At 46.7% G+C, this 12,882-nt stretch carries 14 protein-coding genes; 10 read left to right on the top strand and 4 right to left on the bottom strand.

Annotated elements, in window-relative coordinates; translation table 11 throughout:
• Positions 1-23: 23 nt before the first annotated feature.
• Positions 24-2,798, bottom strand: a complete 2,775-nt coding sequence (locus AC0J20_RS18590) for a TonB-dependent receptor (RefSeq protein ID WP_473022883.1) — start codon at positions 2,796-2,798, stop codon at positions 24-26.
• Positions 2,799-3,150: 352 nt separating this feature from the next.
• Between AC0J20_RS18590 and AC0J20_RS18595 the strand changes: the two genes are divergently transcribed.
• The 8 genes from AC0J20_RS18595 to AC0J20_RS18630 all read left to right on the top strand — a co-directional run bounded on the left by AC0J20_RS18595 (position 3,151) and on the right by AC0J20_RS18630 (position 8,192).
• Entirely contained in the window at positions 3,151-4,077 is a 927-nt protein-coding gene (locus AC0J20_RS18595; protein ID WP_473022885.1) for a GGDEF domain-containing protein, read from the top strand.
• A complete protein-coding gene (locus tag AC0J20_RS18600) occupies positions 4,074-5,087 on the top strand; it encodes an AraC family transcriptional regulator ligand-binding domain-containing protein (protein ID WP_473022886.1) in 1,014 nt (337 codons plus the stop codon). Before AC0J20_RS18595 ends, AC0J20_RS18600 begins: the two co-directional genes overlap by 4 nt.
• 161 nt (positions 5,088-5,248) lie before the next feature.
• Entirely contained in the window at positions 5,249-5,425 is a 177-nt protein-coding gene (locus tag AC0J20_RS18605) for a DUF1328 domain-containing protein (protein WP_229530218.1), read from the top strand.
• Positions 5,426-5,460: 35 nt separating this feature from the next.
• The gene (locus AC0J20_RS18610; protein ID WP_473022887.1) at positions 5,461-5,655 is read left to right on the top strand and encodes a hypothetical protein; all 195 of its coding nucleotides are present in this window, start codon (positions 5,461-5,463) and stop codon (positions 5,653-5,655) included.
• 70 nt (positions 5,656-5,725) lie between these two features.
• On the top strand, positions 5,726-6,283 hold the full coding sequence (locus AC0J20_RS18615; RefSeq protein WP_229530220.1) for a BON domain-containing protein: 558 nt from the start codon (positions 5,726-5,728) through the stop codon (positions 6,281-6,283).
• Between the two features lie 59 nt (positions 6,284-6,342).
• Positions 6,343-6,486, top strand: a complete 144-nt coding sequence (locus tag AC0J20_RS18620; RefSeq protein ID WP_229530221.1) for an entericidin A/B family lipoprotein — start codon at positions 6,343-6,345, stop codon at positions 6,484-6,486.
• 306 nt (positions 6,487-6,792) lie between these two features.
• Positions 6,793-7,542 carry a gamma-glutamyl-gamma-aminobutyrate hydrolase family protein gene (locus tag AC0J20_RS18625; protein ID WP_473022888.1) on the top strand — a complete coding sequence of 250 codons (750 nt, stop codon included), beginning with the start codon at positions 6,793-6,795 and terminating at the stop codon, positions 7,540-7,542.
• Positions 7,539-8,192: a TVP38/TMEM64 family protein gene (locus AC0J20_RS18630; protein ID WP_473022889.1), complete on the top strand. Its 654-nt coding sequence runs from the start codon at positions 7,539-7,541 to the stop codon at positions 8,190-8,192. Before AC0J20_RS18625 ends, AC0J20_RS18630 begins: the two co-directional genes overlap by 4 nt.
• Positions 8,193-8,233: 41 nt before the next feature.
• Here the strand turns inward: AC0J20_RS18630 and AC0J20_RS18635 are convergent, their stop codons facing one another.
• The 3 genes from AC0J20_RS18635 to AC0J20_RS18645 all read right to left on the bottom strand — a co-directional run bounded on the left by AC0J20_RS18635 (position 8,234) and on the right by AC0J20_RS18645 (position 11,945).
• A complete protein-coding gene (locus AC0J20_RS18635) occupies positions 8,234-10,030 on the bottom strand; it encodes a cation:proton antiporter (protein ID WP_473022890.1) in 1,797 nt (598 codons plus the stop codon).
• 267 nt (positions 10,031-10,297) lie between these two features.
• A complete protein-coding gene (locus AC0J20_RS18640) occupies positions 10,298-10,465 on the bottom strand; it encodes a hypothetical protein (RefSeq protein WP_473022891.1) in 168 nt (55 codons plus the stop codon).
• 175 nt (positions 10,466-10,640) lie between these two features.
• Positions 10,641-11,945 (bottom strand): alpha/beta hydrolase-fold protein, encoded by a 1,305-nt coding sequence (locus tag AC0J20_RS18645; RefSeq protein ID WP_473022892.1) that lies wholly within the window; start codon positions 11,943-11,945, stop codon positions 10,641-10,643.
• 339 nt (positions 11,946-12,284) lie between these two features.
• Between AC0J20_RS18645 and AC0J20_RS18650 the strand changes: the two genes are divergently transcribed.
• Together AC0J20_RS18650 and AC0J20_RS18655 are read left to right on the top strand one after the other, a co-directional pair.
• On the top strand, positions 12,285-12,557 hold the full coding sequence (locus AC0J20_RS18650) for a type II toxin-antitoxin system RelB/DinJ family antitoxin (RefSeq protein ID WP_229530226.1): 273 nt from the start codon (positions 12,285-12,287) through the stop codon (positions 12,555-12,557).
• Complete coding sequence (locus AC0J20_RS18655) at positions 12,557-12,844, top strand: type II toxin-antitoxin system RelE/ParE family toxin (protein WP_473022893.1); 288 nt, start codon at positions 12,557-12,559, stop codon at positions 12,842-12,844. Before AC0J20_RS18650 ends, AC0J20_RS18655 begins: the two co-directional genes overlap by 1 nt.
• The last annotated feature ends 38 nt before the right edge of the window (positions 12,845-12,882 follow it).

Here is a 12,882-nt window from a genome sequence, read left to right on the forward strand (position 1 = left end):
GGCCTGAAAGCCCCCAATGCCACTCAGAAACTGTTCCAGCTGAACCCAATTTCAAAGGTTCTGCCGTAGGTTTCATACTGATAGGCATAACGGCTGTTGTTGTGATACAGATACAGCGGCTCATCATTGAGATTGACGCCATTTACATACAGATGCATGTTGTCGTTGATGTAATATTTGACGTTTAAATCCAGCTGATTATGCACATCCTCATACACGGGGGCGTCCTGGTCATCAAACTGATAAGACTCACTCTTATGACTCCAGGTCAGCCGGGCGCTGAGCTGATTGTTTTCATAACCTATCGCCAGGTTCCCTACCCTGTCGGCCTGATTGGGTAAGGCGTCATCAGAATCGGTAAAGGTCGCATTGGCACTGAATAACAGGCCATTTTGAAAGGTTTTTGCCCAGGCCAGTTCAATACCTGTGATACTGGCGCTGCCGCCATTCACCGGCTGCAGAACTTCGTCAAATCCTTCCCATTGACCGTTGTCCTGAACTTCGGTCAGCACGATAAAGTTGTCGATGTCTTTGTAAAACAAACCGGCAGACAAAATACCGATGTGACCGGGATAGTACTCAATTGAGAGATCCAGGTTTTGCGACTCATACGGATCCAGGTGCGGATTGCCCACTTCGGCCTCAACAACGGTTTCGATTTCGCCATCGTCTTCTTCCGTTTCGTTGGCAATCAACTGAAATGCCGCGGAATCTTCAAAGCTGGGCCGGGCAATGGTTTGCGTATAGGCAAAGCGGGCTAATAGCTTGTCGTTGAAGTCGTAGCGCACATTCAGGCTGGGCAACAGGTGCTCATAATCCTTTTCCACATTCCAGGGCGTCACCACCACTTCCTCAATATCCGCTACGTCGTCTACGATTAATTCAACCCGATTGCCCGAGGTAGTAAACTGGGTGTCTTCGTAACGCAAACCAACAATGATGTTCCATTTGTCCAGGTCCAGATCCAACATGGCGTATGCCGCAAAGATATCCTCACCAGACTCATAAGATGCCCCACTGGATTCGATAGTGGTATCCAGATCATTGATTTCAAATCCGGACAGATTGCTGTTGAAAAAGTTGCGCAGTGGCGTCCGGTTGATACCCGGGCCAAAACTGCCTAATCCCCAGTCCACCTCAGCTAACGCAAAATCAGCGCCGGTTGCATCATTAAAGCCGCCATCAAACACCGTCACATTGGCATCCAGAAACTTCTCGCGACTGCGGTATTTCATCCCGGTTTTAAAGGTGGCATTGTGGTTGTTCCAGACAAAGTCATGGCTGGCATCAAACTTAAAGCTCACTTCATCGTCTTCGGTGAGGTTGTTAGTCCAGATAATTTCATCCAGTTCAAAGTTTGCCAGATCATGGGCATTGGCTGACTGAGTCAGGGATGGGGTTTGTCCCAGTGTGGTGTAGCCCAGTTGCAGTTCTTCGCCTTTAAAGTCCGCTTCAACCGCTCCAGGCTCATCTTCGCTGGATTTAGCGTAACTGACACTGTATTCCAGCGTCCAGCTATCCACCCGGGTTTCGCCACCCAGCACACTGGACCAGATTTTCTGCTCTTCGAAGCGATCTTTGGTATCGCGATCCATCTCAGCATCAATAAACTGGGCGGCATTGTCACTGTAGCTCAGCAGATTGCCATCAGACAGCTTGTATTCGTTGCGCAGACGATACTCATCATCGGAGAACACGCTGTACAGCGTTCTCAGGTAATAGTCACTGTCAGCGGTTTGATAATCCAGGTTTAATGCCAGTCCCGTGCGCTCACGCTTGATCCAGTAGGCTCGCTGTTCAATTTCTTCGGCAGAAAATATCTCAACCTCTTCACCGCTGGTGTCATCCTCGATATCGTAGTGACCCCAGCCACCATCAACTTCCATATTGTCTGAACCGAATTTGCGTTCTGCCCAGCTAACCGCCGTGGCAAGCGCAAAGCGGTTACCACCTTGTAAATCCCAGGCGGTACTGTAACTGCCCGACAATTTGGGGCTGGTTTCATCACGCAACTGACTTTGGCTCAACTGCCCGGTAAAACTAAAGGAGTTTGCCGGGCGGTCTAAACCGCTCAGGCTTTTTACTTCAATGGAGCCACCCACGGCATCAGCATCCATATCAGGTGTCACGGTTTTGCTGACTTCCAGGCTGTCCACCAATTCCGATGGGATCACGTCCATGGCAACACTGCGCACGCCGCTTTCCGGTGACGGAATGTTTACCCCATTAATGGTCAGGTTATTCAGATTGGGATCGATGCCGCGAATACCTACAAAGCGGCCTTCACCCTGATCGCGCTGAATAAACATACCCGGCAGACGCTGCAAAGATTCCGCGACATTTTGATCGGGAAACTGACCAATCGCATCAGCAGAAACAATCGACGTTACGCGATTAGCATTTTTTTGCCGGTTTAACGCACTGGCCTGAGAAGCGCGTTGCCCCACCACCAATAATTCTTCTAATGCTGCCTCGGTCCCGCCCATGGCGAGTTGGGTATTGAGGTTCTCACCATTTTTGATTTCAATGGGAAAGGTTTTGGTTTCCGCACCCAGGTAGGTAACGCGAACCTGATACAGGCCATCTTTCAGGTTGTGGAATCGAAAACGACCATCGCGCGTGGTTACCTCTTTGAGATTCAACGCCGGAATTTCCACTAATGCACCTTCCAGTACAATGCTGGTATCGGCACTGGTCACCTTGCCGGACAAATCGCCCTCGGCGTGTGCAGGTGCGCCTGACAGCGCCAGCCCACAGGCCAGCCCAAGAATACTTTTACGAAATGTTGTGTGTTGCATCGTGTTGCCTATGATGTGTTGTGTTTGCGATAAAAACTGGGCGCAAAGTAATGAGGCAATATGACAATTAGGCTGCATATTTATGACAAATTGCAGGAACCGGGCCTCTTCAACAGGCTTTTACCGGGAGCAGACAACCGTTTTGAGCTGATTTGATTCTTTAACAATTATCTTTAATTTTCATAGTGTTAAGTTATTTCAACAGACGTTTATCCGGCCCTGAGACAGCTCCTGCCCGGCTAACTTCAGCGCGGCGAATATTCCCCACCACAAATCAGTGAGCTAATTTGACCCTATTGCCGCGCCCCGCCTTAGATTAAAATACGCGCGAATTCATTCAGGAACACAAACCATGAACTTCAAACTGTTAAAGCTGCACAGCAAACTCATCGCATTGGTATTGTTATTTATCAGCGTAACCGTGGTCTTTACAGCAAATATCGGTGACCTGAAACCCGCCGCCGAATTCGAGTGGACGGATACCCTGGGTGAAGGGGGTATCACCCTGATGACCCTGGCCTGGATTTTTTTCACCCTTATTAGTCGCCCCGCCGGAAAGGTCACAGTGTTACTTATTGTGGGCTTGCTGTTTATGCATGTCAGTATGTTACTGGATTTACTGGATGAGTTTTTTCAGTATCCGGATAACCATGCCTGGCTGACCGCCTATGAATCCATTCCGGCTCCTATCGGTATGATATTAATGACCGTAGGCCTGTATCACTGGCACAAAGAACAACTTACCGTGAATGAACAGTTGCGCCGACGCGAGCGGATTTACCGGGAACACGGCCTGATGGATTTTATCACCGGCCTGTATAGCGCTGAATATATGAAGCATCAGATTGAGCAGGAGCTAAACGCACTGAACAACGGCGCGGCACCATTTAGCCTGCTGCTGCTGGATATTGACCACTTTGACGCATTTAACCGCCGTTTTGGCGATGCCCGCGGTGATCAGTTTTTACGCGAAATAGCTGAATTCATCATGTTAGAGTTGCGCGCCACGGATCTGGCCAGTCGTTACGCCGGTGATCGGTTTATTGTTATGTTGCCGCAAACCAGTCAGTCTGACGCCACAGCCATTGCCAGACAACTGGAGCAGGCCTTGCACAAACGCAACTTTAATCCTTTGGCTGAAGACAATGAATTTCACTGTCAGGTCAGCATTTGTGTCAGCGAAGCGCGCCAGGCCACCCAGGCCGATCAGTTACTCGGCCAACTCAATAGCCAGATGGAAGCGCTAAAATTAAGTAAAAGAGCAGCACAAGCCGCATGACACGCGCCTGGTTCGAGAACAAAGACAAACAATTTGATTGCCAGAGCATGGTGGTCAAATTGATCGATCTTTGTCGCAATCGCGGCGCGGATATCGAACCTTTATTGCGCGGTACAGGCATTTTTTACGAAGATCTATATCGTCGCCAGAACTACCTGAGCTTTGCGCAAATTGAAACCCTGTTAAGCAATGCACAAAAACAGGTAAACAGCAGCGATCTCAGCTTTCTGTTGGGCCGTCGCCTGTTCCCCAATCAGAATCCCGATGTTAGCGAACTCATCAACAATGCCACATCATTAGCTGACTTGTTGCGCTTGTGTCGCTGTTATCAATATCTGATGTTCCCCTGGTTGTTTATCACAGTACGACAACATCAGGACAAAACATGGCTGATCGTCGACAATGCAATTGCAGAGTCTGCGCAGCAACTGTTCTTTTACGAAATGCTTTACACCGCTGTCAACGCCACCTGTAAATGGCACATTGGTCATCAGATACCACTGCATTTTTATTTTCGACAAAAGCGACCACGCAATATCTATCAATACGAAGAAAACCTGGGTCACCGTCTGACCTTCAATTATCCGTTAAACATGATTGCGGTAGACAACCAGTGGTTAAACAAAAAACTGCTCAACAGCAGTGCACTGGCAAGACAACATCATCGCCTGCAGTGTTCCGCACAACTGCATAAAACCCCGCAGCGTATCGGATTACTGCAATACACCCGACAATTGCTGACCCGCGAAAATATCAACAACCTGGAAGAACTGGCCGATGCACTGGTGATAAGCCAGGCAACACTCAAACGTAAATTAAAACAGCACGGCTGTAGTTTTCAGCAAATTCACGACAGCGTGAAGTCTCAAACCGCGTTATTTGATTTAAAAGTCAGACAACTGAGCAACGAACAGGCTGCAAGCAGTTCCAGATTTAACAACCTGCCTAACTTTCGCCGGGCCATAAAACGCTGGACCGGTATGACCCCCAGCCAATTAAAGTCCGGCTAGACGGAGTACATTGTAAAATTTACCCACTGCCGGATAAAATTTACCCATTCTTGTCTGCCCCAGTCCTCCTGAAAATATTTTTTCTATATTTAACAACAACTTAAAAGTTGGCACCGATCTGGCTATAGCTCAACTGTGTTCAAACACCGTAAGGAGTTCACATGTTAAGTTGGGCATTAACCTTTTTTATCGTAGCCATTATTGCCGCCCTGTTTGGTTTTACCGGCATTGCCGGTGCTGCAGCCGGTATCGCTAAAATTATCTTTTTCGTGTTCGTGGTATTACTTGCCATTTCGCTGCTTTCCAACGCACTACGTGGTAAGTCCCCTAAGGCGTAAATGCGCCGAACTGGATTTTAACAAGGAGATCAACAATGAAGTTAACAACGTTATTCAAACTACTGGCATCCCTGTTCTTTGTGGCCCTGATCACAGCAGGCTGCGCTGACAACAACGCCGAAGAAGCCGGTGAAGAAATCGATGAAGCCATCACTGATGCAGGTAACGCTATCGAAGATGCCTGTGAAGAAGTTAAGGAAGGCGTGAAAGCTGAAGACACGGATTGCTGATAATCCGGACTCATACCTTTTAAAACACACTGTTACTGAATAAACCAACGTCATACAGAGGAGATCTATTATGACTATTTTCAGAAAGACCCTGACTGCAACTGCATTTTCAACGTTATTAGTCGCTCAGGTGAGCGCGGCGGACTGGCAGGATGATGCAAAAGACGCCTGGATTGACGGCAAAGTGGAAACAACCCTGCTGCTCAACACTGAACTGAATTCCTTTGATATCAACACTGATGTTAAAGAAGGCAAAGTGATACTCACCGGTAGTGTGGACCGGGAAGTAGAAAGCTCTCTGGCAGAAGAACTGACATTGAGTATCGAGGGAGTTAAGTCGGTGGACAACCAGTTAGTGGTGGTTCAAAAGCAGGAAAAACAGCCCTCTGAAAAGAGCTACTCAGAATTCACCGACAAGAAAATCACCACGGTAGTAAAAACCCGCTTGTTGGTTGAATCAGACGTTTCCGGCACCAGCATTGATGTGGACACCGAAAAGGGCGTGGTGACGCTGAACGGTGAAGTCGCCTCAGAAGCCGAGGAACAACTCGCAGTACTCATTGCGCAAAAAACCGATGATGTGAAAAAAGTTGTGAGTAATCTGACCGTCACATCAGAAGCTTCATAGCAGCGCAGAACTGTACTTCAGGGGCCGTCTGGCCCCTTTGTTCTTTCAGGAGTATCACCATGAAAAATACAATGAAATCTATGACAAAGTGGCTGCTAATGGTTTGCGCAATCAGCGCGCTGTCGGCCTGTGCCACCATTGAAGGTATCGGCAAGGATGTGGAAAAAGCCGGCGAAGCGGTACAAGATGCAGCCAACGATTAACGCCGCAACAATCGCCATCACAACAATTGTCATGTAGTGCCCGCAATGTCTCAGCACAATTGCGGGCCTTATAATTCCTACAACGACTTTCCTGTAATATTTTCACGTTACCCGACACCGCCCACAGAAATCCCCCCAAAGACCATTATGGAAAACCAATTTATTCTTATTGATCAATGGGTTACATGTTCTTAAAACTCTGGCACGAATTTCCTATTAGTCATTGCTAGTTACAAACTCAAAAGGGCTCCCGGAACAGCTGAACATCCTTATTTTCAGCCAGGCGCCTGATAATCGGAGGGAAAAATGGCGAATAGCAAACCAATAATTATTGTCACCGGCCCGGATAGTGGTGGCCTGGTGGCGTGGTGGTTCACCGCACTTGGGGTATGGCTGGCAGGCGGCAAAGCAGTGCGCATGACACCGGCCCGATACAAGAGTAAGCCCCATTGTGACGGCTTCATTATTGGCGGTGGTTCAGATATTCATCCTGACAATCGCACCCGCGCGCCGCTTCCCAGAGTAAAACGCAGTCTGGCCACCCGCATCAAAGAAGCTCTGCTGTTTCCGATGGAGGCTATGGTGCGCTTTACCAAGGGCAGCTATGACAAGGCCCGTGATGAAATGGAAAAAGACTGCATTCAACATGCCTTAAATAAGCAAATCCCCATTTTGGGGATCTGTCGCGGTCATCAACTGCTTAACGCCGTTTTAGGCGGCACCATGTATACCTCTACCTTACCGCTATTGGGTGATAAACCCAGAATTCGCAGCCCGTTTCCCAGAAAAACAGTGGTTTACGCCAAAGAAGATTCACTGCTGGAAGAGATAGTGGGTGATGAGCCCATTAAGGTGAATGCCATTCACTCTCAGGCCGTGGCCAAACCCGGTAAGCAGTTGCAGGTCTCCGCCCGTGAAAAGGCCCAAATCGTACAGGCTATCGAACTTTGCGATAACGACAAAGTACTGGGTGTGCAATGGCATCCGGAATACCTGTTTTACCTGCAAACCCAACGTAATATTTTTGCCTGGCTAATTGAGGAAGCAAGATCATGAAAAACCGCAAATGGATTAACCTGACCATAGCCGTTACTATCGCAGCAACTCTGCTTGCTGTGTATTTTCTGACACCACTTAAATCGTTTTTAACCATAGATAAGGTGGTGCATTTAACCGAAGAAGTGCCCGTCAGTTGGGTGACCGCACTGGCGTTTTTACTCCTGTTTTTCTTCGGCGGTGCCTTGCTAATTCCCATTCCACTCATGTCTCTGGCGGTCAGTCTGATTTTTCCCACCTGGCTCAGTGTTTTGATAGTACTGCCTGGGTTTGCACTCGCCGCAACCGGCGGCTATTTGCTGGGACAGTTTGTGGATGATTCATTGTGGGGAGAATCAGTCACCAAACACATCGACAAAATAAAAAATAAGCTTGAGAACCAGGTGATATACGCCGTGATGGCGCTGCGTATTGCGCCAACGCCACCTTTTACCATCACCAGTATGCTCAGCGGCATGTTAAAGGTGGATTACCCTAAATATATTGTGGGTTCGGTACTAGGTATTATGCCGCTGGGATTAAGCGCGGTATTTTTCGGTCGCGGCGCACTGGAAATGGTGAAGGAACCCTCCGGTATGGCCGCCACCACGCTGATAGCGGCAGTGGTATTAACCAGCGTGTTCTTTGTGATAAAGCGCCACGCCAAATAGCCGTAGCCAACTGCTGGTTTCAAACCGGCAACAACGCAGCCTTACCCATCGCTCGCCTGAGGCGTTACCAGACTGATAATCTGGCAACCCTCGCCGGGCTGCTTCTCTTCACCGCTGCGAAACGCAACCAGATTACCTTTGGGATCAATAAAAAACAGCGGCGTGAACTGTTCCTTGTATTTATTTTTGTAATCTTCAAATGTAAACCAGGCGGTTAACGTTGTGCGTTTTATCACGGCTCCTTTTGCCGTTTGACTGGCCAGTTTTGCGTAAGTGGTGTCACCAAATAACCCCAACGATTGCATATAATGCTCACTGGGCAGGTGTCCTTCGTAGCCTTTTTGCGCACTAAGGCTGATGCCCATCACGTGTTTATCACCAAACAGATATTGAAAGTGCTGAGTAACAATGGGGTTTAGCTGCTTATTGGCCGACATCACCAGCACATTACCAATTCCGGTCAGATCCATAGTGCGCGTCGCATGCTCTGAACTCGGGTTGCCAAAGTAGGTGGGAATACCATCCATTCGCGCCGCAGAAATAGACTCCCAATTGGTATCGGCGTATCTTACTGTGTACCCCAAAGAGATCAGCTCTTTGGCTATCATACGGGCAAAGCCAATCCCCCCAAAAATCAAAAAGCCCTTCGGCTCCTTTTCTCTTTGTTTCAATAAGGTTGCCAGTGGCGTGGTAGTCAAACTCTGCAGCGTGACGGTGAACACAATCACAAAAAACACCAGGGTCACCAATACACCTGAATCTTCAAAGCCAATCATATTGAGTTTTAACTCGAATAAAGCAGAAACCGCAGCGGCCACGATACCCCTTGGCGCCATCCAGGAAATCAGGCCTTTTTCCTGCCAGGACAACCTGGATTTAAAAGTCGATAGATAAATATTGAATGGCCGAGCCACCAAAATCATCACACACAGGATCAGGGTTGCAGGTACCGCAATAGCGGCGAGTTTTTCTAATTCAATTCGCGCCGCCAGAATAATAAACAGCCCGGAAATAAGCAGCACCGAAAGGGTTTCCTTAAACTCCAGGATGTTATCCACTTTAATGTCACGCTTATTCCCCAGGTAAATCCCCATCACAGTGACAGTCAGCAAACCACCTTCATGAGACATCAGGTTGGCCACCTCAAAGCTGAATAACACTGAAATGAGTACCGTGGTGTTGATCAGATATTCCGGGATCACACCTTTTTTAATAGCCAGCCCCAGCAAATAGCCCGCTATCAAACCAATTATCGCACCAATCGATACGGTTTTGATAAACACCAAAAAGGTATTGGCCATCGCGTCCTGACTGGCCACTATGTACTCGAACACCAACACCGCCAGGAGCGCACCGATAGGGTCAATAATGATGCCTTCCCACTTCAGAATTTGTGCGACATTTTTGGTGGGACGCACAGCACGTATCATAGGGATCACCACGGTTGGACCTGTGACAGTGACAATAGCGCTAAACAAAAAGGCCATTTCCCAGGACAGCCCCATAATGTAGTGGGCAGCGGGTGCCACCACCAGCCAGCCCACAATGGCACCTATCGTACAAAGCCTCGACACAGTGCGCTTGTGCTCGCCCAGCTCGGTAAAATTCAGCGACAGTGCGCCTTCAAACAGGATGATGGCCACAGACAGGGAAACAATCGGAAATAACAGCTCCCCAAACAGAATATCGGGTTGTAGCACCCCGGTAACCGGCCCCAGCGCGATACCTGTAAGCAGCAGAAATAAGATGGCGGGTAATTTTAATTGATGGGCAACTAACTGGCTGATTATTGAAAAAAAGCCAATCAATACCAGGATGATCACAGGTTCCAAAGTCATCTTCCATTTGATGTTTGTAGCTGAGTATAGCAGCCGTGTGAAAATCCACTGGGAGATATGAAAGTTTGTGGGGAACGAATATCGAGCCAACCTTCAGACATAGGTTATCTTGATCATGTCTTTAGGTAAATTTAACTCTCCATTGTAATATCTTCTATTTCACCATCATCATCGAAAGATACACTAACGACATTATCTGTGACTTCATCTGGCAACGTAAAATCATACACTTTTGAATCGTCCCCTTTACTGCTCAAAATGAGCAAATCAATTACACCAGCAGCCTAAGGGGTAGATGTTCCCAGATGTTTTTTGCCAATACGCAGAAGGTAATTCTTCTAAGTGGTGAGAGACGAATTCATCGATACTGTATTCACCAACTTCAGTACCGGAAGCTTGTTTTATTGCAGCAAATGCCTTTATTTGATTGTCCATAATTCACCTGACGCCGCACTCTGCAAAAATTTAAGTGCGCCAGCGCGTAAGTTTCTGTAGTAGTGCCTTTTTATGCGCTTAGGTTAAACCATATTTGTTCGCCATCTTCGCGCTGCTATTTTATCAATGTTGTGCAGAATTAAGTCTGAAAAACCGTCAGCTAAATACCTGAACTTTAAGGCGCAGGTATTCTTTCTTGTAATTCGCGTAAAGAACTTTCAAATAACGCTACCCTTAAGTCCTGATTTTTCTGCGCAACTTTCACGGCCTTTGCACGGTACTCCAATTCAGCACCTGCGTTATCTTGTGCCCGGTAAAGATCCGCATAAGTGTCGTACGCATTCGCGGATTGTGGGTAGAGAGATAACCAGTAGTTGAGTACCGCTTCGGCTTCTGTGTAGCGTTGTTCGTTAATGAGCACATAAACAATGCGTTTTAAACGGTTTCGATTGTAAAATCGTTCACCTTTAGGAAACGCAGTAAAGCCATACTTATCACTGAGCGTGGCATAATAGGTTTTGATGTTAGCAAGTGTCTGACCGGGTTCTTTGGCGATAAAATGACTGTAAGACGGGTCCCATTCCTCAGCAGGAAATATCAGTTCCAATCCCGACATAATGGCGGGCAGCACTGCGGCGTAGGATTTTTTGTCTATCACTTCCCATTTGAACTCTATCTGTTTATTCAGGTGGGGAGTTAATTCATCAGAAAGCTCATTATATTTTTCTAAAATATGTGGGTTTCGGGTAACTCCGCCTTTCGGCATAGAAATATACAAATAGCGTTTGTTTTGCTCTTGTTGCTTAACGGATTTTACAACTTTCTCGAAAACACTCTCACCTTCGTACCCTGCAGCATTGAAGTCAGCACCGTTGACCGCGATATAGCCCGAGAAAAGATTGGGCTGCTTCCAGAAGCTATGCAAACTAAAGTTAGCTGATGGTGACAATCCGATGAGTATTTTAAAGTTTGCTACTCGATAGTTTTTCTCAATCAGGGGTAAAACTTCATGCTGAATAAATGACAAATAGCGGTCTTCTTGCCCGCCAAACCAAAGAGGCTCGCCATTTTTACCCAGAGTTTTTGGCGTCATATCCCTTCTGGCATCAGGAGCGTTTGGAATACCGACGACAATGGCTTCAGGCATTTGGCTGTTCATCGCCTGAAGTTGTGCAAAACTGGCGACGCTATTGAATAACAATTCACCATCAAGTACGACTATCAGGGGGTAGGTAATATTTTCTGCGGTTTCTGCATAGTTGACAGGTAGCGATACATCAACGGTTCTTTTCGCATTCAGGTTTTTCGAATCAATGGAATGACGAAACACATTGCTAAAGGCATTTTCGCTGACAGGCATGAAAATATCATGAGATTCATTGGCTGTAACCGATGCCAGAGGCATAAACAATAGCAGGCACAGTGTAAGCAAACGCGCTACGGTCAACTTCTTAGAATCTTTAACGATGTTATTATTCAATGCTGATCTCCTGATTGTTATTAAGTTGTTCCATCAATTGTTTAAAGGTCATTTCCGGTTAAAAATAACACCAATCAGGCAAACACTCCAATGGATTAAAAATTTGGCATTTTTACTTATTTCAAACCTGTATTTATATGCGTACAGCTGACGTGTCATTAAAATCTTAATCCAAAAATCAATACGCAACCTGCAGACTCAGGAAAAGTGAACATGCCCAAATTTAGGAAAAGGAAACTGAAAAAATTTAAAGTGAGTGCCTTTCATAACCTTTTTCATTATATGCAATGACAAGCAATTGTTATACTATGTATTACAAATGCAGCAAAAGGTGTGATTATGAAAACTGAAATGCTTTCAACGCGTATCGATCATGATACCAAGTTAGCCTTCACTCAAATTTGTGATGAAGTAGGGCTAAGTCCTTCCCAGGCAATTAAACTCTTCGCTCGCGCTGTAATCAACCACGGTGGTATTCCATTTGAGTTAAGAGTTAAGCAGCCAAATAAAGCGACTGAGGCCGCAATGCAAGAATTGCAAAATGGATTGGGTACAAAGGCAAACAATGTCACTGATCTCATTAGTGAATTATCCGAGGGCAAGCATTCCTAATGCTCACACTCGAATACTCCTCCCAGTTTAAGAAGGACTTCAAAAAAATTACCAAACTACCTATTCCAGATATTGTGGAAGTGGGGAAAGTCATCTCAACAATTCAGCAGGGTGATTTGCCAGATGCCAAGTATGTAGATCACCCTTTAGCTGGCAATTGGAACGGATTTAGAGATTGCCACATAAAACCAGATTTGGTTTTAATTTATCGTGTTCAAGACGATTTGCTGCAACTGGCAAGGATCGGAACCGGCGTTTTTCAAGGTAGTTGTCGCCTAAGCCGTTAAGCTGCTTCTTTTTTGCTCTCCGGATTAAGTTCCACAAC

It is taken from the genome of Planctobacterium sp. R6 (genome assembly GCF_055755215.1).

Bases quoted from the DNA above. Each gene is read 5' to 3' on its own strand.
- AC0J20_RS18590 (WP_473022883.1), bottom strand. From the start codon at position 2,798: ATGCAACACACAACATTTCGTAAAAGTATTCTTGGGCTGGCCTGTGGG.
- AC0J20_RS18600 (WP_473022886.1), top strand. From the start codon at position 4,074: ATGACACGCGCCTGGTTCGAGAACAAAGACAAACAATTTGATTGCCAG.
- AC0J20_RS18640 (WP_473022891.1), bottom strand. From the start codon at position 10,465: ATGGACAATCAAATAAAGGCATTTGCTGCAATAAAACAAGCTTCCGGT.
- AC0J20_RS18625 (WP_473022888.1), top strand. From the start codon at position 6,793: ATGGCGAATAGCAAACCAATAATTATTGTCACCGGCCCGGATAGTGGT.
- AC0J20_RS18630 (WP_473022889.1), top strand. From the start codon at position 7,539: ATGAAAAACCGCAAATGGATTAACCTGACCATAGCCGTTACTATCGCA.
- AC0J20_RS18615 (WP_229530220.1), top strand. From the start codon at position 5,726: ATGACTATTTTCAGAAAGACCCTGACTGCAACTGCATTTTCAACGTTA.
- AC0J20_RS18620 (WP_229530221.1), top strand. From the start codon at position 6,343: ATGAAAAATACAATGAAATCTATGACAAAGTGGCTGCTAATGGTTTGC.
- AC0J20_RS18635 (WP_473022890.1), bottom strand. From the start codon at position 10,030: ATGACTTTGGAACCTGTGATCATCCTGGTATTGATTGGCTTTTTTTCA.
- AC0J20_RS18650 (WP_229530226.1), top strand. From the start codon at position 12,285: ATGAAAACTGAAATGCTTTCAACGCGTATCGATCATGATACCAAGTTA.
- AC0J20_RS18610 (WP_473022887.1), top strand. From the start codon at position 5,461: ATGAAGTTAACAACGTTATTCAAACTACTGGCATCCCTGTTCTTTGTG.
- AC0J20_RS18605 (WP_229530218.1), top strand. From the start codon at position 5,249: ATGTTAAGTTGGGCATTAACCTTTTTTATCGTAGCCATTATTGCCGCC.
- AC0J20_RS18655 (WP_473022893.1), top strand. From the start codon at position 12,557: ATGCTCACACTCGAATACTCCTCCCAGTTTAAGAAGGACTTCAAAAAA.
- AC0J20_RS18595 (WP_473022885.1), top strand. From the start codon at position 3,151: ATGAACTTCAAACTGTTAAAGCTGCACAGCAAACTCATCGCATTGGTA.